Here is a 16,671-nt window from a genome sequence, read left to right as displayed (position 1 = left end):
GCTTGTCACCCCGATTCCGTTGGATCAGCGAGGATTTGTCGCTGGCTGCGGAAGCGCGCGCCACGAGAAGGGGCCGGCGCGCTCGTTCAGCCAGTAATATTGCGTCACCATCTGCTGGGCCCGGGTATGGCGGAAGGCCGCGAAGCCGATGACCATCAGGACGATCGTGTCGACCAGATAGTATTGGACCGACAGAAGCGTGTCGCCGAGCACGCTGAAATGGACGAAGCGCGTCGCGACGCCGAGGAGCAGGAGATAGAAGAACAGGACGAGGGGCGGGCGCCAGGTGCGCGCGCAGCTCTGGCCCGTGGCATAGGCCGCTCCGCCGCCCAGCAGCACCGTGACGAAGAGAAAGGCGAGGACCGAATTGCTTTCGTAGAGGATACCCTGCATGGCGCGTCTCAGTGATGTCCGCCTTCGAGATAGGCGGCCCGGACCTCGGGATTTTCCAACAATTCGCGGCCGGAGCCGCTCATCGTGATCACGCCGTTGACCATCACATAGCCGCGATGGGCGAGCTTCAGCGCGTGATAGGCGTTCTGCTCTACCAGGAAGACCGTCAGCCCTTCCGTGCGGTTCAGCTCGCGGATCGCGTCGAAGATCTGCTTGACGATGAGGGGCGCGAGGCCGAGCGAGGGCTCGTCCAGCATCAGGAGCTTCGGTCGGGCCATCAACGCGCGGGCGATCGCCAGCATCTGCTGCTCGCCGCCCGACAGCGTGCCGCCGCGCTGGTTGATGCGCTCCTTCAGCCGGGGGAAGAGCGCGAACATGCGCTCCGAATCCTCGTTGAAATATTTCAGCTTGTCGAGCGAGGCGCCCATCTGGAGATTTTCCAGGACGGTCATGCGCGGGAAGATGCGGCGTCCTTCCGGCGACTGGGCGACGCGCAGCCGGGCGATCTCGTGCGGGGGCATGCGGGTGATGTCGGCGCCGTCATAGACGATCGAGCCCTCGCGCGCCTGGGGATTGCCGAAGATCGTCATCATCAGTGTCGATTTGCCGGCGCCGTTCGCGCCGATCAGCGTGACGATCTCGCCGGGACGCACTTCGACATCGACGCCCTTCAGCGCGATGATCTTTCCGTAGAAGGTCTTGACGCCGCGCACCGCGAGAAGCGGGGCGGCACCGGGGACGGGCGCGGCGGCCGGGGTCATCGCGCATCCTCCGCCATCGCGTCGAGCTGATGCTCGACCTTCTCCACCTCTTCGTCGTCGACGCCGAGATAGGCGGCGATCACGCGCGGGTCGTTCTTCACCTCGGCGGGCGTGCCGTCGGAGATCTTGGTGCCGTATTCCAGCACCACGACATGGTCGGAAATCTCCATGACCACGGACATGTCGTGTTCGATGAGGAGGATCGAGGTGCCCTCGCGCTCGCGGATGCCGAGAAGGAGCTTGTTCAGCTCCAGCGATTCGCGCGGGTTGAGACCGGCCGCCGGCTCGTCGAGACAGAGGAGCTCCGGCCCGGTGCACATGGCGCGGGCGATCTCCAGCCGCCGCTGGTCGCCATAGGGCAGGTCCGCCGCCGGATCGTCCGCCCGGTCGAGCAGCCGCGTCTGTTCCAGCCAGTAGCGCGCCCGGTCCACCGCCTCGCGCTCGGCGTTGCGATAGCGCGACAGGCCGAGGATGCCGAGCACCGTCATGCCGGAGGCGATCATCAGCGGCGTGTGCTGGGCGACGAGGAGATTCTCCAGCACCGTCATGCCGCCGAAGAGGCGGATGTTCTGGAAGGTGCGCGCCACCTTGGCCGTCCGCGCGATGCGGAAGTCCGGCATGCGCTCCAGGAGATGCACGGCGCCGTCGCGGTGATGCAGGGCGAACATGCCCGTCGTCGGCTTGTAGAAGCCGGTGATGCAGTTGAAGACGGTGGTCTTGCCGGCGCCGTTCGGGCCGATCAGCGCCGTCACCTCGCCGCGTCCGGCCGTGAAGGACAGGTCCTTCACCGCCGTCAGCCCGCCGAAGCGCATCGTCACGTGCTCGACCCGAAGGACCGGGTCCTTGTCCCAGGAGGCCATCAGCCGTGGCCTTCCGTTACGAGATCGGCCGAGATGGCCTTGCGTTCCTTGAGGAAGGCGGTCGGCTGGCGCGCCGAGACGAAGCCGCGCGGCCGCCACAACATGATACCCACCATGACGAGACCGAAGATGAACATGCGATAATGGTCGGGGCTGAAGTCGTTGCCGAAGACGGCCTTCAGGAAGGAGAGCTCGCGCAGCATTTCCGAACCGCCGATCATCACCACGGCCGCCACCGCGACGCCGACCATCGAGCCCATGCCGCCGAGGACGACGATGGCGACGATGACGACCGACTCCATGAAGACGAAGGATTCCGGCGAGACGAAGCCCTGGCGCGCGGCGAAGAAGGAGCCGGCGAAGCCCGCGAACATCGCGCCGATCGAGAAGGCCGTCAGCTTGGTGTTCGTCGTGTTGATGCCGAGCGAGCGGCAGGCGACCTCGTCCTCGCGCAGCGCCTCCCAGGCGCGACCGATCGGCAGGCGCCGCAGCCGCACCGTGACGAAGGCGGTGAGGAGAGCGAGCGCCAGGATCAGGTAGTAGAGGAAGACCTTGTAATAGGCGGAGGAGGGGGCGAGGGCGAACGCCTTGGCGAAATTGTTCGCGGCGCCGATGTCGAAGGAATAGAGGCCGAACATCGTGACCTTCGGGATCGAGGAGATGCCCGCCGCGCCGCCCGTGAAGTCGCGCCAGTTGATGAGGACGAGGCGGATGATCTCGCCGAAGGCCAGCGTCACGATGGCCAGATAGTCGCCGCGCAGCCGCAGCACCGGAAAGCCCAGCATGATGCCGAAGCTGGCGGCGAAGAGGCCGGCCAGCGGCAGCAGCACCCAGAAGGACAGGTCGTAGTTGATGGCGAGCAGCGCGTAGCTATAGGCGCCGACCGCGTAGAAGGCGACATAGCCGAGATCGAGAAGGCCCGCGAGGCCGACCACGATGTTGAGACCCCAGCCAAGCATCACGTAGATCAGGATCTGGATGCCGAAATTGTCGACCCATTTGATCGAGCCCTGCACACCGGTGAGCAGGATCACGAGGATGGGATAGCAGAGCAGCAGGACGATGCCGCCCCGGAACATCCGCTTGTGGCGGATGCGGCGCGCCTCGGCATCGTGCTGGATCGCCGCGACCGGCTTGCCGCGATCGCGCCGCGCCACGAGGGCCGGGAAGACGAAGGCGGAGAGCACGAAGCGGCCGACGAAGACGATCGCCACGAGGACGAGCGCCGAGCCGAACTTGTTCTCGAGGATCAGCTCGTTCGACATGTTCTGCGTCGTCTCCAGCCCGACGAGCGGGCCGAAGATCGCGAGCGCGACGATGCCGGCGATGAGCGCGTCCTTGAAGGCCTTGCCGAAATCGGTGCCGGCGGGCTCGGAGCGGGAAAGGGCTTGCGCGGTCATCGGCTCAGACCTTCTCGATTTCCGGCCGGCCGAGAATGCCCTGCGGCATGAAGATCAGGACGACGATGAGGATCGAGAAGGCCGCGACGTTCTGGTAGTCGGCCGAGACATATTGCGCCCAGAAGGTCTCGATCAGGCCGATCAGCAAGCCGCCGATCACCGCGCCCGGCAGGGAGCCGATGCCGCCGAGCACCGCCGCCGTGAAGGCCTTGACGCCCGGCGTGAAGCCGTCGGCGAAGTTGATGACGCCGTAATACATGAGGAACAGCGTGCCGGCGACGGCGGCGAGCGCGGCGCCCATCACGAAGGTCAGCGAGATGGTGAGATCGACATTGATGCCGAGAAGGCCGGCCATCTTGCGGTCCTGCTCGCAGGCGCGCTGCGCCCGGCCGAGCGAGGTCTTCTGCACGAGATACCAGAAGGCGGTGAGCAGCACGGCCGTCACCAGCCAGATGACGATCTGCTTCAGCGACACCGTCACGGCGAAGCCCTCGGCATTCTGCCAGAGCGTGTAGCTGTCGCGCAGCATCGGCGGCGTCGCCTTGTTGCGCGGGCCCTGCGCCAGCTGCACGAAGTTCGAGAGCACGATCGACATGCCGATCGCCGAGATCAAGGGCGCCAGCCGGAAGGAGCCGCGCAAGGGTCGGTAGGCGACACGCTCGATCGCCCAGCTGAGCGTCGAGGTGAGGATCATCGAGATGACCATCACGATGAGGAGCGCCAGCGCCACGGAGGAGATGCCGAGCCAGGTGGTGAGCACCAGGAACATGATGAGCGCGAAGAAGGCGGCCACCATGAAGACGTCGCCATGCGAGAAGTTGACCATGCCGATGATGCCGAAGACCATCGTGTAGCCGATGGCGATCAGGCCGTAGATCGAGCCCAGCGTCACGCCGTTGATCAACTGCTGAAGGAATCCCTCCATGATGAATCCTTGTCTGGCCGCCCGGCGGCGGAAACGGTTGGATGGGGTTCGGCGCGGCGAGAGCCAGGCTTTGCCTTCGGTTGCGCCATCATTCCACCATGATCACTTTCATAGCGGGAGGCCGGACGCAAGCACCCATTCGCAGCGCTGATGCGACCAATCAACAAGCCTTATCGATCGCCGGCCAAGGATCGCGCCATGCGCGCCGAAAGGCGGCGCCGCGATGTCGCATTTGGCTGATATGTCCGGGTTCCGCCGACGACGGCCCACTGTTCCGGCCAAGGCACCGCGCGACGTCCTCCACAGGAGCGGCAGCGACATCCATGCGATGAGCCGCGATCGGCTGAGATATGCCAGATGCGCGCCGGACGAAGGCCATTGCCTGATAAGGCGTTATCACCATCCCCGCCCCGCCGATCGATAGCCGCGTCCTGCTGGCGCAAGACCGTCTTGTGACGATCCGACACGAACATGGCTTGCGGATCGCCGGCGGTTCGGCTAACTCCGGCCTTGGAGAGGTGGCCGAGTGGTCGAAGGCGCGCCCCTGCTAAGGGCGTATACGGGAAACCGTATCGAGGGTTCGAATCCCTTCTTCTCCGCCATAAAACCATGATTCCATTGAAGATTTCTCTTTGGCGTTGAGGCGGATAGGTCCGCCGTGACCCTCTAATGTGACGCGAAGATGCGAGAACAAACGCGGATTTTAGCGGACTGCCTGCAAACTTTCTGCAGAGTCTGATCCCGATCCGTTCTTTTGCCCGAAGTCCCACCCAAGCCGCTTTGATTCGCGGCCGAGATTGGCGTAGCCGCTCTTGACGTAGCGCTGCCACTCATCGCTCTTCCAGCCGCCTTCTTCTTTGAGCCGGACCACGTCGTGCGTCTGAGCATGAAACCAAGTGGCCCAGGAATGCCGCGCCGTGTGCGGTGTGTAGATCGAGGCATCAAGACCGATCGTCGCACAGTGGTGCGTCCAGAAGCGTAGCGGGCGCCCCCGATTTTCGTCGGTCAACGACTCATAGGGCGTCCCGTCGTATCGCAGAAAGAGCGGCCCGCGCTTGCCAAGATTGGGGACCGCAGATAGCGCGGCCAAGACCTTGGGAATCAGCGTCACCGTCCGTTGCTCGCCGTTCTTTGTATCTCGGAGGATGGCATAGCCGTGCTCGAGGTCGATATCGTCGCGGCCATCAATGTTCAGAGCCTCGGAAACCCGGACGCCCTGGCCAAACAGGAATGTGGCCAGGGCAGGCGTCCACGGGTTGCGGTATCGCATCCCGACGATGCTCTCGATCAGTTCGTTGGCCTTCCGCGGCGTGAAGAAATATGTGCGCTTGGCGCTATCCGGCGGGCGCTTGACCAATGGGCGCTGCCCGTTGGCCGCCAAGATGGCGAGGGCAGGTGAGTAGAACTGCCGCCGAATCGTGGCTGGAGATAGGGTGGGGTCGGGATAGGCGCGGAAAGCGGCATCTTCGATTTCGGCCTGCCCGATCGCGTCGATGCGCAGCTTCCCGAGTTGAGCCACCACCTTCGTCAGGTATCGGCTCTCGCCACCGTTTCGCTCATATCGCGCCGCCGCCTCCGCGAACGTGATAGCGGGTTCTCGACCCGTGTAATTCCGCTCCGCGACCTCTCCTTCGACCTGCCGCTTGATGGCCTCGGCTTGTCCTTTGTCTCGGGTCTTGGTCGATCGCCGGATCTGAATGCTATGAGACTCGCCACCTTTCCAGACAGCGACGGTGCCGTGGAGCTGCCAGATGCCGGACTTGGGGTCTCGCTTAAGTTCGAGGGGCATTGCACCATTCTCTCGCCCAACAGGCGCAGTTGATCGGGACGGAGCTTCACGGCGCGCCCGACGCGGACAAACGGGATGCCGTGACGGCGAATGAGATCACGAACGTAGCGGGCGGGGCTGGCGCTGTCTGCCGACGTGACACCGAGCGCTTCGGCTGCTTCCTCGAGACTGATCGGGCGCTCCATCACCCCTCCTTCTGCGCGAGGGCGCGGATGGCGGCACAGGTTCTTATAGCCTGGAGAGCAAGGGGCTTTGATGCTGCCCACACGGGTAACCCCATGCCACGGCGCAATAGGTTTCGGGCTGGAGCCTTAGCGAAATCCCGCGCCACTTTCGCCGCCTCTTCCAGCGCCTCGCGCCTCGCGAACTCTACGGCTACGCGGGCTTCGCCGAGTTCCTTCGTCGTCGCCAGCCACTCGGCTTGGAGTTTGATGTAGCTCTCCTCCAACCCCTCCCGGTATCCCGGCCTTGCGGCGCGGTCGGCGGCCTCGGCCATCCGCTCCAGCTTATCCCCGATCTGCCGCAGGTGATTGGCCGGATGGGCTGTCGGCGCCCGGCACTCGTCTGCGAGCGCGCGCAGGTCGTCACCTGTCATTGCCGGGCTTCTCGCTGATGGTGACGCCATCGATCAGGCGGTTGGCCGTGTCGGCCACATGCACGACCAGTCCGCGCTCCATGGCCTCCACGACGCAGGCGCGCCGGGTCGAATGCCGCGCAATCTCCCTGCCGTCCTGGCGCAGGACGTAGATGCGGTCAGTCATGGGCGTCATGCTCCGAGAGAGCGGCACGAGCCCGGCGCTCCCAATCCGCCAAATCGGTTTCGTATTGCTCTTGGACCCACAGCGGCATTGTGCCGCTGTGAGTGCTGATCGGCCGGTCGGCGTCGCTGACGTTGTGCCGCTCGACATACCGGTCAAAGTCTCCGCTGGCTTGCCAGCCCTCTGGATCGCAGCTTGCCGCCAATGCTGCGCTGCGACGGTCCATCGCGTCCATTGCCCTCGCGCGGACGCAAAGGTCTAATCCCTCGCTCAACAGTTGGCGGATGCGCTCACCCATGGGCGTCGCTTTCAAGGGCGCGGCGCTTTATACGCTCTGCGACTATCTCCCTCGCCTTCTCGATCCCAACGGGACCACAGCAGACGAAGCAAAGCACCGCGACCCCGTCGTCGTGCATGTTTTGGCACTCACATTTCTCAGCGACGGCCAGAATTTCATCTTGGACGCCAAATTCCTGGTCCATCACGCACCTCCCTTGGCAGCGCGGGCGGCGGGAAGCGGCTTCCAGTCTTCACTGTCGTCTAGCGACACTTTCCCGATCAGCTTTGGGTCTTCGTAGTTGATCGGATGAGCGCACTCCCCGAATTCTCGCTTGAATACGGGGCGCCAGTGCATCGGCGTGCCGTCGTCATGAACCGGCGGCACTGTTGGGTCGGGATCAAGGGCTCCGTAGACGAGGCTGCGGCCTTTGTAGAGGAAGAAGAACTGATCGCGGACTTTCACACCTAGCTCTGCTGCGTCGTTTGTCACCCACTCGACCTGCTCAGCGGAAAGCGTCTCCGCCTGCTCGACACACTCCCGCAGCCGCTCGACCTCGGCGGCGAGGGCGTCGCGCTCGGCTTCGAGGCGCGCGATGACCGCTCGGGAGCCGTCCAAAAACCCCATGGCCGCAGCCTTCTCGCGCTGAAGAGACGTGAGGCTTTCCTTGCCCCATACGGGGCGGATTGCGATCGGACGCGACCGCAGGTGCCCGCGAGCCTCCTCTTCCGTTTCCACGACGCCGAGGATAGCACCATGCGCCGTTTCGACGACCCAACACCTCGGCGGCGGCAACTTCCCGGCGCCCGCCACGCCTGCTTCCGGCGGGGGCGGGGCGGCGGGCGAGATCATACCGAGATCAAACCAGCACGTGTTTTCTCCACGCACCGAAACCCTGTCGTCTTTGAACCTTCGCTCATAGACAATGAACGTCTGTGTTGGGTTCAAGACGGTGATCGGGTGATCAGCCCGCACCTCGTCACCGACGTTCGGGACACGTTGCCAGCCGGCCGCCTCCCGCATCCCCGCATCAGCGGCCGGGCCATCCGCCGGGCGCGGGGCTTGTGTGTCATGGACGGTCGTCTGCGATACACAAGCCGCGTTGTCTGTCGCCGGTGACGAGCTATCAGCCGGGCGCGGGAGAGTGGCGAGGGCGGCGATGACCGCATCGGCGATTTCTTCGAAACGCTCCGTCAGAAGCACGAAGTCATCGGCCGACATGGTGCCAACGCTCCAAGCCTCCCAGACCCGCGTGCAATCAAGGGCATCGCCGAGGACGTCAGTCAGGGCAGCGATGACTGCCTCCCGCACAGTATCCGCCGCCGGAGCGGGCGCGGCTGGAGCGGGAGCCAATAGGACCAAGTTCTGCGGGCCGTAGATGTGCAAGAAGCCTGGATTGTGCTCGACCACGAGCCGGGTCTTTCCGGCGCGCGTCGTAAACACCGCTCGCACCTCGCCTTCGAGCTGGTAGTCGCCAGTGTGTTTTTTGACACGATCTCCAATGCGATAGTCGAGATAATCCGCGCGGCCCGCGACAGGGGTATCAGTCATGGCGGGGAGCCTCCATCTGAGGTTGGCGGGCGACGACGTAAAATCCGAGGCCGCTTTTCCGCAGAGCCTCGCTCGCGACAGGCCCCATGCCGATCAGCACGACGCCGTGTCCCGGCGCGTTGCGCCAGACTTTCCCTTGGGCCGCCGCCTTGCGCTGCAATTCGGCTTCGAGATCGGGGCTCGGCACGAACTGCGTCTTGCCCCGAGGAAACAGGATCGTCTCGGCCTTTGGCACCACCACCCGGTGAAACCAGTCGGACGACGTGTAGGCTCGGACGATCGCGATGCCGTTGCCGTGTTCGAGAAATTTGGCCAGCCAGGGAACGTGGCCCTCTCGACCACCGAACGGCGGGTTCATGAAGACGAGGCCGGTCCACGGGCGGTGCAGACCGTCATCCGCTTTAGTGTAGACGTTTCGAGCGGGGACCCAATGACCCGCACCGGGCGAGCACGGATCGAGATCGAAGGTCAGGCCGAGAGCGTCGAAAATAGAGGCGGGCGTATACCAGTCGTCCGACGCGCCGATGGAAGGTTCGTGCTCGGCCATCACGACCGCCCCTCCGCCGCGCGGGCCTTGGCCAGGGCGGTGAGGTCGACGAAAGCTGTGAGAAACGCAGCCCGCGCTTCTGACGGTGACCAGAATTGAAGCGTCACGCCGAGCGGCGCGCCGGTATCCGCCCATGCAACAGGTGCGGCTGACATGTTTTGATCTCGTTCGTCAGCCAAGATACGGCCATCCGCGATACGCACCTCGTCAGGCATCTCGAAGCCCAGCCCGAAGCGCTCGCAGACCGCATCCATGACGCGCTGCTCAGCCATCTTGTACCCCGCGAGGAAAGGCTTCACAGGGCGAGGAACGTCGACAAGATACGCCTCGCTCGCATCGTGAAGGAGCCCCCACAAAGCGTTCTCAAGCGTGACCACGCGTGAGAGAAGAACGCAGTGCTCCGCCACGCTGTAGAAGCGCCGGCAATGGCCGGCAAAGCGGCACTGCATCGAGAGCGAATGTGCGATGTCCACGATGTCGATTTCGTCAGCGCGCGGGTCCATCGGCCAGAATTGGCGGCCTTCGAAGGTCTGCATCCAGTCGCCGGATCGCACCGCATCCAGATCAGTTGCCATGGGTGGGCTCCTGGCGCTTGGTGTTGATCGATCGCCAAGCCACGAGATCAGCAAAGAGGTGGACCACGAGGCGCCCGCTGGAGCCGCTGTGGTTCTGCCCGTCGAAGACCTCGCAGAGCTTTTCGACATCGACCTTCAGGGCGCCGCCGTAAGGCCCCGACGGGAAGTCGGCCAGTTCGCGGCGCACGAACCTCATGAACTCGCTTTCGTCAGCCATGGGCGGGCTCCTGTTCGGCCGTGGAGAGCGGCGACCACAGCGCCATGAGGTATTCAAAGCGCGGACGCAAAAACGCTATGACGGCGGGCTCGTCCGCTCGACAGACATCTATAACGCTGACGTGAAAGAGGCCTTTGCGCTGCCCGACCCAGTAGATGTGGAGATGGCCATTGCGGTAATAGTCATCGCCGTTGTAATCGGTCGCTCCCCAATCTTCGCCATCGCGCCAGTCAAAGCGGAATATGGCGTTGTAATCGAGATCGCTGTCGCCGAACTCTGCGAAGAACTCGTCCCACGACTTCCACTCGTGATACGCCTCGTTCGAATAATAATTGCCGTCGTTGCAGTAGTACGGGTGATGCACCTCCCAAAGATGACCGCTCATCGCGTGGGCTCCGTGGCTGGCGGGGTGGGGAGATCGAGGGCCGCGAGAGCGGCGCGGGCGCGGCGGAAGTCCTCGCCGCGTAGACCGTCTGTCAGCACGACCTCTGCATTTGTCTCCAGAAACAGCCGCTGCCGGTCCTGCACGTACTGGAAGTTCGGCGCGCTTGCCGCAGCCGCGAACGGCCTCAACGCCTCCCGCGCCTGCTCAAGGGCAGCGTCGCGAGGCCCATCCGCCCGCTCGATGGCCGACATGATCCGACGCTCGTAATCGGCCTGGGCGGCGGATTTGGCTTCGTTGAGCGCCGCATCGAAGTCGGAAGCAGCGCCTTTGGCGATTAGCGCAAATATAGCGACGCTCTGCGTCCGCTGGAGTTCAACATGCCAACTGCCGCCAATCCGGCCAATGCTATAGACCCCTAGGGGCGTGTCGGCATAGTTGCCGTCCCACCTCAGATCTCGCACCCGCCACCCATCCGCGCCCCTCAGCGCTTCTTCGGCGGGGCGAGCCGGGCCGAAGTGGAGGATGTCGGCGACCGCGAAGTCGCGGCCGTCCATCTTGTCCACATCAATGGCGCTCAAGAACCACTGCGGTTCCGGGTGCCACTTGCTAACGCCGAAGGTGAAGACGGCGCTGCGGGCGCGAACGTGCCGTTCCGAGACCTCGCCGCGGTAGTTGCGGTAGAAGAACGTCAGCACTTCCAGGTCAGGCGCTGTGGTGTCGGGGGCGGTCACAGCTTCGTCTCCGTCGTGTCGATGATTTCGGGATCGCGCAGGAGCGGGTCGGCGAGGTCGCCGCGCATCCAGGCCAGCTTGGCGTTGCGGCGCTTCTCGTGCGCCACAGCCTGCCGGTAAGCCGGCAGCTGCATCGCGAGCGGCATGCCCTGGCGAGGCTGGACGATGGAATAGGCGAGGGCGCTCATGCCGCCCTCCCAAGAGCCCGGTTGGTGTAGACGCCCTCGGCAAGCAGATCGCGGATGGCATCGCCCTCGACCGCTTCGAGGTAGGCGACGATGCTGCCGAACAGGTCGTGCTTGTCGTCGATCGGCCAGACGGTGAGGATGCGCTGTTCGACCGTCGAATGCAGTTCGACCAGGGTGACCGAGAAGCCGGACGTGCAGGTGTGGTCGACCTCGATCTCGGCCGTGCCGATGGCTTCGATCATCCCGAACTGGAGCCCGTCCTTTATGTACGGGATGCGAGCGGGCTGGACCTCGCCGAACAGCTTGCCGCCGTCGAACTTGAAGGTGATCTCGGTGGCCATCAGCGAGGCTCCTCTGCGAGGGCCGCGCGGCCAGCCAATGCTCTGCGCCTGCGGAGTTCGTAGAGCGCCGCAACCGCAAGCCTCTCTTCTTCCGCAAATGCTTTTGTCGCAGCCTGAAACCGCCTGATCGCGCCGTCGGGATCGCTTGTCTCGACGACGACCGTGCCAACTTTGGCAATTCTCGAAACCCGGCCGCCTTCGCGGCGACGGTAAAAAACGAAGTTCTCGCTCTCTTTTACGAAAACGCCCTGGTAGTAGCAGCTTCCATAGCCATAGACTTCGAAGACGTGCTGGGCCATCCTCAGCGCTCCTCTTGCTTGGAGGAGCGGGCGGCGAGCATGGCGTCGGCCATCTCGTAAGCCCTGCTCGCTGTTTCTGCTTTGCAGGCAAGCCGCGCCTTGTCCGAGGAATGAGCGTGGTCGCCGAGCGCGATAATGCGAGAAGCCATCGCCTGCCCCGCGAACCAATCGCGAAGGCTCATGCCGCTCTCCGGAAATGGATAGCCAGAGGCGCTGCCGATCCCATTCTCATCCTGCGGCGGGATTACGGGAAACGCCGCCCCGCCGTCGAGAGGTGCGCTCACTTGCCCGCCTCCCGGCTCGCGAGAGACACACAGGACGCGCAACCCCGAGGAGCCATGCTGCCAAGCTCTTGGGTTTCCAGAGAGACACGGTGCGCGCTGCCGTTGGCCACGATGAGCAGCAACATCGCAGCCATGAAGAGCCTGCTGGCCGTGCCGGAGCCGTAGGCGATGAGCCAGAGGATGGCGCGGCACTTGGGATGTCTGGAGAAGGTGAGGAGCATGCGGTCTCTCCGTCGTTCGATGGAGAGATTATTGCGATGGTCGCAAATTAAGTCAACGGCGTATGTTGCGATGGTCGCAAATTATTTTCGGCGGCACACGCTCGACAAGCGAGCCGGTGCGGCTATCGTAGAGAACAGATCGGGAACAATAGTGGTGCGGCAATGCGGATTGTGGCTAGCTTTCGATTGCACCTCGTGTGCGCAAACTGCCTTGAAAAGCGGGAACAATACCTCGGCATCACGGAAGGCGACGACGCCCCGATGGATATCGACGACCTGATGGAAAGCGGTGTTCTAGCGGCCACGCCGTTTCAGTGCAAAGCCTGCGAGGGCATCATCGGAGAATTGGTGGGCATCACTCAGATGCCCTGCAACGCCGCAGCTTAGACGCTGATATAGCCGCTGACGATGCGGCGGAGCACGGCGATAATTTCAACCGTCGTGCCATCGTCGGCCTTGTGGTCGCGATCGACGACAATCGGCTTATGACGGGTGTTGGTCGACCGCGGATGAAATTCGACCCGATCGGCATGGATCTCAACCTGCTTGATCGACCACTCGCGCAGATGTCCGCCATCACGCTCGCGCTGGACGACAACCACCAGGCCATCTCGCAGCGGGAACTTGTGCGCAACGTCTTCATAGGCGAGGCAAACTGCAACCGAGCCAGACGCGATTGGATGCCCTGGTAGAGCGTTCATGCTGTCGCCGACCACATCGAAGAGCAGCACTTTCGCGTTTGGAAAGTCCTCATCTCGCGGCACCGACATTCGTCTAGGGTCTGTCTGGTCGAAGTCGTCAATCGGACGAAAGCTCCCTGCCGCCGTTTCACCGACTACAATCGCTGTCACGCTATCAGAGGCCTGTTTCGGCTGGATCTCGCCGACTTGCGCTGCATCGAAGCCAGGCGGGGCTTCATTGAAGAAGGCGACGATCTGCGCCAGCTCATGAGCTTTAACATCTCGAACCTCCTTTCCCGCCTCGACGGCAGAGATGCGGCTGATCTGTTGAGCAGTTAGGCCGGTGGCATCCGCGAGCCTTTTTTTGGTCCCGCGCGGAGCGGTGTCAAGTTTCCCCGCTATCCACAAGCGGATTTTGTGCTGATCGATAGCCATGCGCACATTGTTGCGAATGCCGCCAAAATTTATATAGCGCAATTCGCTGGTGGGGCTTGCTTCTTTGTAGCGACTATCGCAAATATGGGTGCCATGAGCGATGTGCACCTCGACCCTGCCAGGACCGTTATCGCCAAAGTCGGTGGCGTCAACGCCGTCGCGATGATCACTGGCAAGAGCCTCACGCGCGTCTATCGCTGGATGTATTCCCAATCGCGCGGTGGCACCGGCGGCTTCATTCCTCAGAAGGATGCGGCGAAGCTTCTCGCTCATGCCAAAGCCAATCGCATCAAGCTGAGCCCCGCTGACTTTTTCCCTGCCGAAGAGCGTGGAGCAGTCGCATGACCCTCGTCGTCTTCGCCATCCTATGGCCGGTTCTTGTCGCGCTTGTCACGCCTAGCCTCTTCATCCTCGGCGCCTGCCTTGCTTGGGCGAACCCCGTCCGTCTTGACGAGGAGCGCAGCTAGATGCCGGCGCTTCCTCCATTCTTCGGCAAGGCGGCAGCTTTCTGCTCGCGCTCGCCAGTAGTCGAATTCGTCCCCGGTGCCGCTGCAACGGCCCGAGGCGTCGGACAACGGGCTGCAACCCGCGTCCGTGAAGATGCCCAATCGGTTTTTGGCGGCTGTCTCCATGCCCTGAAACATGGCGTGGAGGCCTTGGGAGATGTCCCAAAAGTCATGGGAGAAATCCCAATTGTCTAACGTGGCAGAAGCATCGGCGCTGATGCAGGCCCACTGGGCCGCCGGAAGCGTCAAGGACCGCATTCGGCAAGCTGCCCGTGAGATGCGCTGGTCGTTCAGCCGCGCATCAGATCTTTGGTACGGGAAAGCGCGGCGGATTGATGCTCATGAGCTGGATGCTCTCCGCGCCGCGACCCAACAAGAATTCGAGGAAGCCGCCAATGAATACCGGGAAGTTGCCGATCGTCTGGCGCGTCTTGAAGCCATGTTTGTCGCTTTCGTGGAGGCTCAAGCTGGCCCGCAACTGGCTGAGAAAGTCGCGCGTATTGGCGTCGAGGTCTCGCGAGCTGCAGGAGCGAGCGCAGGCAATGGCGCCCGAAGCGATGGGCGAGCACATGCCGGACTGCGAGGCTGAGTGATGAACCTCGCGCGCGACATCCACCGTTCGGCGCCCGTGGCGGGGTGCTGCGAGCAGGCCGGCAGGGAGGGGACTTCTGTTGCCTTCCTGCCGGTCGCCTTCACGGTGCCGATGCCGCCTTCTGTCAATCACATGTTCAAGAACCTCCCCGGACGAGGGCGAGTGAAGACGGACAGCTACATCGACTGGCAGATGTCGGCGAAGACAGCGATTCGTCGGCAAGCGGTACCGAGTGTCAGCGGCCGCGTCATGGTCAACCTAGGGTTCGAGCTCGGCGTTGCCGGAGCTGACATCGACAACCGCATTAAGGCGCTACTCGATCTGTTGAGCGTCAACGCTGACAGCAAGGGAAACGCGAGAGGCCTCGGCATCATCGAAGACGACAGCTTGGTCGTCTCACTGACCGTCTGTCGTTTGCCGCCCGCGAACGGGCTGGCGCACGTACAGATCCACCCACCGCGGCCGACGACGGCCGTGTTCCACCCCGCCTTCGACGGCGCTAGCGGGGCCTGGATTTTCGACGCGCCAATCGAAGAGGATATGGACGATGGCGATCAGCTTAGCTGATCTGAGACGCGTCAAGGCCGACAAGCCTCCACGCATTCTCATTTACGGGAACGAGGGCGTCGGGAAGACGACCCTGGCTTCCGAATTCCCGGAGGCAGTCTTCCTCCAGTGCGAGGAGGGTACGCCCGGCGAAACCGAACTGACGAGCTTCGGACGTCTCGAGACGTTCGCGGCTGTCATTGAAGCGATGACATCGCTCTACGATGAGGAGCACGAGTTCAAAACGCTCGTTGTGGACAGCGTGACCGCCCTTCAGCGCCTGATCTTCGTCGAGACCTGCGCTCGCGGCGACGAGCACGGCAATTCGAAGAACCGGATCGAGGACTTCGGCTACGGCAAAGGTTACGTGAACGCCAAGAACGTCTTGCGGGAGTTCCTGGACGGCTGCGAGGCCCTTCGGCGCGACAGGGGAATGGCGATCATCCTGATCGCGCATTCGGTTGTGACGACCTTCAACGATCCGGAAACGAACGCCTACGATCGCTACGAGATCGACCTCCACAAGCAGCTCCTTGGCGAGGTGACCCGCGATCTGGACGCAATCCTTCTCCTGAAGAAGCCGGTCTCGATCAAGGAAGAGGCGAAGGGCTTCAACGGCAAACGCTCGCGGGGTGAGGGGGCGGCAAACGTCATTCTCATCCACGCCGTCGGCAAGCCGGCATTCATCGCCAAGAACCGCTACGGCATCCCGGAGAGCATCCGGTTCGACCGGGGCGCAGGTTACGCCAAGCTCTCTGAATATCTCCCCGTCATCGATGCGGCCGCTGCGCCGCAGAACGCGAAGGCTGCCTGACCATGGTCGATATCTCTCAGTTCGACACTACCACCTACGAGCCGCGCGGCGACTTCGAGGCGATCCCTGCCGGCACCTACGAAGCCGAAATCACGGAAAGCTCGATCCAGCCCATTTCGAAGAACGACGACAAGGGCGACTGCATCGTGCTGACGTGGAAGATCCGCGGCGGCTCCTTCGACGGTCGCCTGATCTGGCAACGGCTGAACCTTTGGTTCAAGGGCTCCGAGAAGACGCCCGGCAAGGTCGTCGACATCGCGCGGCAGCAGCTCAGCGAGATCGCGAACGCTTGCGGACGTCCCGGCGCCCGGTCGACCGAAGACATCCACTACCAGCCGTGCCTGATCCGCGTTGCGGTGCAGGTCGATCCGAGCGGCAACTACCCGCCGCGAAACGAAGTGAAGGGCGCCAAGCCCCTCGGGCAGGGGCAGTCGCAGCAGCAGCGTCCCGCTCCGCAGCAGCAGAGCCATCAGCAGCCGCGTCAGCAATCGGCGTCCGGCGGCGGCTGGCCCCGGCGTTAAGCTAGCGGCCGGGCGGCCACTGGCCTCGTAAACCGCGCCGCCCGGCACCCATCCGAACCAACGTTTTCAACGTCG

The 16,671-nt window shown here is 63.5% G+C and carries 28 protein-coding genes and 1 tRNA gene; 7 read left to right on the top strand and 22 right to left on the bottom strand.

Annotation, left to right across the window (positions count from 1 at the left end):
- Nucleotides 1–24 precede the first annotated feature (24 nt).
- The 5 genes from IEY14_RS21015 to IEY14_RS20995 are packed head-to-tail and all read right to left on the bottom strand — an operon-like array spanning nucleotide 25 to nucleotide 4,339.
- A complete protein-coding gene (locus tag IEY14_RS21015; RefSeq protein ID WP_188912027.1) occupies nucleotides 25–393 on the bottom strand; it encodes a DUF6867 family protein in 369 nt (122 codons plus the stop codon).
- Nucleotides 394–401: 8 nt separating this feature from the next.
- Nucleotides 402–1,154 (bottom strand): ABC transporter ATP-binding protein, encoded by a 753-nt coding sequence (locus IEY14_RS21010; RefSeq protein ID WP_188912025.1) that lies wholly within the window; start codon nucleotides 1,152–1,154, stop codon nucleotides 402–404.
- Complete coding sequence (locus IEY14_RS21005; RefSeq protein ID WP_188912022.1) at nucleotides 1,151–2,014, bottom strand: ABC transporter ATP-binding protein; 864 nt, start codon at nucleotides 2,012–2,014, stop codon at nucleotides 1,151–1,153. Before IEY14_RS21005 ends, IEY14_RS21010 begins: the two co-directional genes overlap by 4 nt.
- Complete coding sequence (gene livM / locus IEY14_RS21000; protein ID WP_188912021.1) at nucleotides 2,014–3,414, bottom strand: high-affinity branched-chain amino acid ABC transporter permease LivM; 1,401 nt, start codon at nucleotides 3,412–3,414, stop codon at nucleotides 2,014–2,016. Before livM ends, IEY14_RS21005 begins: the two co-directional genes overlap by 1 nt.
- A 4-nt stretch (nucleotides 3,415–3,418) precedes the next feature.
- Nucleotides 3,419–4,339 (bottom strand): ABC transporter permease subunit, encoded by a 921-nt coding sequence (locus tag IEY14_RS20995; protein WP_188912019.1) that lies wholly within the window; start codon nucleotides 4,337–4,339, stop codon nucleotides 3,419–3,421.
- A 512-nt stretch (nucleotides 4,340–4,851) separates the two neighbouring features.
- Between IEY14_RS20995 and IEY14_RS20990 the strand changes: the two genes are divergently transcribed.
- Nucleotides 4,852–4,941: transfer RNA gene (locus IEY14_RS20990), tRNA-Ser, on the top strand.
- 101 nt (nucleotides 4,942–5,042) lie between these two features.
- On the opposite strand, the gene IEY14_RS20985 is transcribed toward IEY14_RS20990, so the two are convergent.
- The 16 genes from IEY14_RS20985 to IEY14_RS20910 form a co-directional block, all read right to left on the bottom strand.
- Nucleotides 5,043–6,128 (bottom strand): tyrosine-type recombinase/integrase, encoded by a 1,086-nt coding sequence (locus IEY14_RS20985; protein WP_188912017.1) that lies wholly within the window; start codon nucleotides 6,126–6,128, stop codon nucleotides 5,043–5,045.
- A gap of 184 nt (nucleotides 6,129–6,312) precedes the next feature.
- The gene (locus tag IEY14_RS20980) at nucleotides 6,313–6,723 is read right to left on the bottom strand and encodes a hypothetical protein (protein ID WP_188912015.1); all 411 of its coding nucleotides are present in this window, start codon (nucleotides 6,721–6,723) and stop codon (nucleotides 6,313–6,315) included.
- Complete coding sequence (locus tag IEY14_RS20975; protein WP_188912013.1) at nucleotides 6,713–6,889, bottom strand: hypothetical protein; 177 nt, start codon at nucleotides 6,887–6,889, stop codon at nucleotides 6,713–6,715. Before IEY14_RS20975 ends, IEY14_RS20980 begins: the two co-directional genes overlap by 11 nt.
- The gene (locus tag IEY14_RS20970; protein WP_188912011.1) at nucleotides 6,882–7,184 is read right to left on the bottom strand and encodes a hypothetical protein; all 303 of its coding nucleotides are present in this window, start codon (nucleotides 7,182–7,184) and stop codon (nucleotides 6,882–6,884) included. The genes IEY14_RS20975 and IEY14_RS20970 overlap by 8 nt, the downstream gene beginning before the upstream one ends.
- On the bottom strand, nucleotides 7,177–7,368 hold the full coding sequence (locus IEY14_RS20965) for a hypothetical protein (RefSeq protein ID WP_188912009.1): 192 nt from the start codon (nucleotides 7,366–7,368) through the stop codon (nucleotides 7,177–7,179). Before IEY14_RS20965 ends, IEY14_RS20970 begins: the two co-directional genes overlap by 8 nt.
- Nucleotides 7,368–8,714, bottom strand: coding sequence for a hypothetical protein (locus IEY14_RS20960; protein WP_188912006.1), 1,347 nt, complete (start codon nucleotides 8,712–8,714; stop codon nucleotides 7,368–7,370). Before IEY14_RS20960 ends, IEY14_RS20965 begins: the two co-directional genes overlap by 1 nt.
- A complete protein-coding gene (locus IEY14_RS20955; RefSeq protein WP_188912004.1) occupies nucleotides 8,707–9,261 on the bottom strand; it encodes a DNA N-6-adenine-methyltransferase in 555 nt (184 codons plus the stop codon). Before IEY14_RS20955 ends, IEY14_RS20960 begins: the two co-directional genes overlap by 8 nt.
- The gene (locus IEY14_RS20950) at nucleotides 9,261–9,836 is read right to left on the bottom strand and encodes a phosphohydrolase (protein ID WP_188912002.1); all 576 of its coding nucleotides are present in this window, start codon (nucleotides 9,834–9,836) and stop codon (nucleotides 9,261–9,263) included. The genes IEY14_RS20955 and IEY14_RS20950 overlap by 1 nt, the downstream gene beginning before the upstream one ends.
- A complete protein-coding gene (locus IEY14_RS20945; protein ID WP_188912000.1) occupies nucleotides 9,826–10,053 on the bottom strand; it encodes a hypothetical protein in 228 nt (75 codons plus the stop codon). The genes IEY14_RS20950 and IEY14_RS20945 overlap by 11 nt, the downstream gene beginning before the upstream one ends.
- On the bottom strand, nucleotides 10,046–10,438 hold the full coding sequence (locus tag IEY14_RS20940; RefSeq protein WP_188911998.1) for a hypothetical protein: 393 nt from the start codon (nucleotides 10,436–10,438) through the stop codon (nucleotides 10,046–10,048). Before IEY14_RS20940 ends, IEY14_RS20945 begins: the two co-directional genes overlap by 8 nt.
- Nucleotides 10,435–11,169 carry a hypothetical protein gene (locus IEY14_RS20935; protein WP_188911996.1) on the bottom strand — a complete coding sequence of 245 codons (735 nt, stop codon included), beginning with the start codon at nucleotides 11,167–11,169 and terminating at the stop codon, nucleotides 10,435–10,437. Before IEY14_RS20935 ends, IEY14_RS20940 begins: the two co-directional genes overlap by 4 nt.
- Entirely contained in the window at nucleotides 11,166–11,357 is a 192-nt protein-coding gene (locus tag IEY14_RS20930; RefSeq protein ID WP_188911994.1) for a hypothetical protein, read from the bottom strand. Before IEY14_RS20930 ends, IEY14_RS20935 begins: the two co-directional genes overlap by 4 nt.
- A complete protein-coding gene (locus tag IEY14_RS20925) occupies nucleotides 11,354–11,698 on the bottom strand; it encodes a hypothetical protein (RefSeq protein ID WP_188911992.1) in 345 nt (114 codons plus the stop codon). Before IEY14_RS20925 ends, IEY14_RS20930 begins: the two co-directional genes overlap by 4 nt.
- Nucleotides 11,698–11,997 carry a hypothetical protein gene (locus tag IEY14_RS20920; RefSeq protein ID WP_188911990.1) on the bottom strand — a complete coding sequence of 100 codons (300 nt, stop codon included), beginning with the start codon at nucleotides 11,995–11,997 and terminating at the stop codon, nucleotides 11,698–11,700. Before IEY14_RS20920 ends, IEY14_RS20925 begins: the two co-directional genes overlap by 1 nt.
- 2 nt (nucleotides 11,998–11,999) lie before the next feature.
- A complete protein-coding gene (locus tag IEY14_RS20915; protein ID WP_188911988.1) occupies nucleotides 12,000–12,281 on the bottom strand; it encodes a hypothetical protein in 282 nt (93 codons plus the stop codon).
- On the bottom strand, nucleotides 12,278–12,502 hold the full coding sequence (locus IEY14_RS20910) for a hypothetical protein (RefSeq protein ID WP_188911986.1): 225 nt from the start codon (nucleotides 12,500–12,502) through the stop codon (nucleotides 12,278–12,280). The genes IEY14_RS20915 and IEY14_RS20910 overlap by 4 nt, the downstream gene beginning before the upstream one ends.
- A 261-nt stretch (nucleotides 12,503–12,763) precedes the next feature.
- On the opposite strand from IEY14_RS20910, the gene IEY14_RS26210 reads away from it, so the two are divergent.
- The gene (locus IEY14_RS26210; RefSeq protein ID WP_280515063.1) at nucleotides 12,764–12,889 is read left to right on the top strand and encodes a hypothetical protein; all 126 of its coding nucleotides are present in this window, start codon (nucleotides 12,764–12,766) and stop codon (nucleotides 12,887–12,889) included.
- Here the strand turns inward: IEY14_RS26210 and IEY14_RS20905 are convergent.
- Entirely contained in the window at nucleotides 12,886–13,890 is a 1,005-nt protein-coding gene (locus tag IEY14_RS20905) for a S24 family peptidase (protein WP_188911984.1), read from the bottom strand. The two genes, IEY14_RS26210 and IEY14_RS20905, sit on opposite strands and share 4 nt — an antisense overlap.
- Nucleotides 13,891–13,958: 68 nt before the next feature.
- Here IEY14_RS20905 and IEY14_RS26205 point away from each other — a divergent pair, with 68 nt between their 5' ends.
- From IEY14_RS26205 to IEY14_RS20885, 5 genes are all read left to right on the top strand, one after another.
- Complete coding sequence (locus tag IEY14_RS26205) at nucleotides 13,959–14,084, top strand: hypothetical protein (RefSeq protein WP_280515062.1); 126 nt, start codon at nucleotides 13,959–13,961, stop codon at nucleotides 14,082–14,084.
- Between the two features lie 196 nt (nucleotides 14,085–14,280).
- Nucleotides 14,281–14,712, top strand: a complete 432-nt coding sequence (locus IEY14_RS20900; RefSeq protein WP_188911982.1) for a hypothetical protein — start codon at nucleotides 14,281–14,283, stop codon at nucleotides 14,710–14,712.
- A gap of 3 nt (nucleotides 14,713–14,715) precedes the next feature.
- Entirely contained in the window at nucleotides 14,716–15,282 is a 567-nt protein-coding gene (locus tag IEY14_RS20895; protein ID WP_188911979.1) for a RusA family crossover junction endodeoxyribonuclease, read from the top strand.
- The gene (locus IEY14_RS20890; RefSeq protein WP_188911978.1) at nucleotides 15,263–16,075 is read left to right on the top strand and encodes an ATP-binding protein; all 813 of its coding nucleotides are present in this window, start codon (nucleotides 15,263–15,265) and stop codon (nucleotides 16,073–16,075) included. Before IEY14_RS20895 ends, IEY14_RS20890 begins: the two co-directional genes overlap by 20 nt.
- 2 nt (nucleotides 16,076–16,077) lie before the next feature.
- Nucleotides 16,078–16,596 carry a DUF669 domain-containing protein gene (locus IEY14_RS20885; protein ID WP_188911976.1) on the top strand — a complete coding sequence of 173 codons (519 nt, stop codon included), beginning with the start codon at nucleotides 16,078–16,080 and terminating at the stop codon, nucleotides 16,594–16,596.
- Nucleotides 16,597–16,671 lie beyond the last annotated feature (75 nt).

The sequence above is a fragment of the Aureimonas endophytica genome (assembly GCF_014642635.1).
GTDB lineage: Bacteria > Pseudomonadota > Alphaproteobacteria > Rhizobiales > Rhizobiaceae > Plantimonas > Plantimonas endophytica.
Note: the sequence above shows the minus strand (reverse complement) of the source record. Positions and strands in the feature narration are given on the sequence as shown.

What these genes read in the sequence shown, in the direction of transcription:
- IEY14_RS20940 (WP_188911998.1), bottom strand. Translation starts at nt 10,438, where the DNA reads ATGAGCGGTCATCTTTGGGAGGTGCATCACCCGTACTACTGCAACGAC.
- IEY14_RS20925 (WP_188911992.1), bottom strand. Translation starts at nt 11,698, where the DNA reads ATGGCCACCGAGATCACCTTCAAGTTCGACGGCGGCAAGCTGTTCGGC.
- livM (WP_188912021.1), bottom strand. Translation starts at nt 3,414, where the DNA reads ATGACCGCGCAAGCCCTTTCCCGCTCCGAGCCCGCCGGCACCGATTTC.
- IEY14_RS20950 (WP_188912002.1), bottom strand. Translation starts at nt 9,836, where the DNA reads ATGGCAACTGATCTGGATGCGGTGCGATCCGGCGACTGGATGCAGACC.
- IEY14_RS26210 (WP_280515063.1), top strand. Translation starts at nt 12,764, where the DNA reads ATGGATATCGACGACCTGATGGAAAGCGGTGTTCTAGCGGCCACGCCG.
- IEY14_RS20985 (WP_188912017.1), bottom strand. Translation starts at nt 6,128, where the DNA reads ATGCCCCTCGAACTTAAGCGAGACCCCAAGTCCGGCATCTGGCAGCTC.
- IEY14_RS21010 (WP_188912025.1), bottom strand. Translation starts at nt 1,154, where the DNA reads ATGACCCCGGCCGCCGCGCCCGTCCCCGGTGCCGCCCCGCTTCTCGCG.
- IEY14_RS20975 (WP_188912013.1), bottom strand. Translation starts at nt 6,889, where the DNA reads ATGACTGACCGCATCTACGTCCTGCGCCAGGACGGCAGGGAGATTGCG.
- IEY14_RS20895 (WP_188911979.1), top strand. Translation starts at nt 14,716, where the DNA reads ATGAACCTCGCGCGCGACATCCACCGTTCGGCGCCCGTGGCGGGGTGC.
- IEY14_RS20960 (WP_188912006.1), bottom strand. Translation starts at nt 8,714, where the DNA reads ATGACTGATACCCCTGTCGCGGGCCGCGCGGATTATCTCGACTATCGC.
- IEY14_RS20970 (WP_188912011.1), bottom strand. Translation starts at nt 7,184, where the DNA reads ATGGGTGAGCGCATCCGCCAACTGTTGAGCGAGGGATTAGACCTTTGC.
- IEY14_RS20995 (WP_188912019.1), bottom strand. Translation starts at nt 4,339, where the DNA reads ATGGAGGGATTCCTTCAGCAGTTGATCAACGGCGTGACGCTGGGCTCG.
- IEY14_RS20920 (WP_188911990.1), bottom strand. Translation starts at nt 11,997, where the DNA reads ATGGCCCAGCACGTCTTCGAAGTCTATGGCTATGGAAGCTGCTACTAC.
- IEY14_RS20955 (WP_188912004.1), bottom strand. Translation starts at nt 9,261, where the DNA reads ATGGCCGAGCACGAACCTTCCATCGGCGCGTCGGACGACTGGTATACG.
- IEY14_RS20900 (WP_188911982.1), top strand. Translation starts at nt 14,281, where the DNA reads ATGTCCCAAAAGTCATGGGAGAAATCCCAATTGTCTAACGTGGCAGAA.
- IEY14_RS20980 (WP_188912015.1), bottom strand. Translation starts at nt 6,723, where the DNA reads ATGACAGGTGACGACCTGCGCGCGCTCGCAGACGAGTGCCGGGCGCCG.
- IEY14_RS20910 (WP_188911986.1), bottom strand. Translation starts at nt 12,502, where the DNA reads ATGCTCCTCACCTTCTCCAGACATCCCAAGTGCCGCGCCATCCTCTGG.
- IEY14_RS26205 (WP_280515062.1), top strand. Translation starts at nt 13,959, where the DNA reads ATGACCCTCGTCGTCTTCGCCATCCTATGGCCGGTTCTTGTCGCGCTT.
- IEY14_RS21015 (WP_188912027.1), bottom strand. Translation starts at nt 393, where the DNA reads ATGCAGGGTATCCTCTACGAAAGCAATTCGGTCCTCGCCTTTCTCTTC.
- IEY14_RS20930 (WP_188911994.1), bottom strand. Translation starts at nt 11,357, where the DNA reads ATGAGCGCCCTCGCCTATTCCATCGTCCAGCCTCGCCAGGGCATGCCG.
- IEY14_RS20885 (WP_188911976.1), top strand. Translation starts at nt 16,078, where the DNA reads ATGGTCGATATCTCTCAGTTCGACACTACCACCTACGAGCCGCGCGGC.
- IEY14_RS20890 (WP_188911978.1), top strand. Translation starts at nt 15,263, where the DNA reads ATGGCGATCAGCTTAGCTGATCTGAGACGCGTCAAGGCCGACAAGCCT.
- IEY14_RS21005 (WP_188912022.1), bottom strand. Translation starts at nt 2,014, where the DNA reads ATGGCCTCCTGGGACAAGGACCCGGTCCTTCGGGTCGAGCACGTGACG.
- IEY14_RS20945 (WP_188912000.1), bottom strand. Translation starts at nt 10,053, where the DNA reads ATGGCTGACGAAAGCGAGTTCATGAGGTTCGTGCGCCGCGAACTGGCC.
- IEY14_RS20905 (WP_188911984.1), bottom strand. Translation starts at nt 13,890, where the DNA reads ATGAGCGAGAAGCTTCGCCGCATCCTTCTGAGGAATGAAGCCGCCGGT.
- IEY14_RS20965 (WP_188912009.1), bottom strand. Translation starts at nt 7,368, where the DNA reads ATGGACCAGGAATTTGGCGTCCAAGATGAAATTCTGGCCGTCGCTGAG.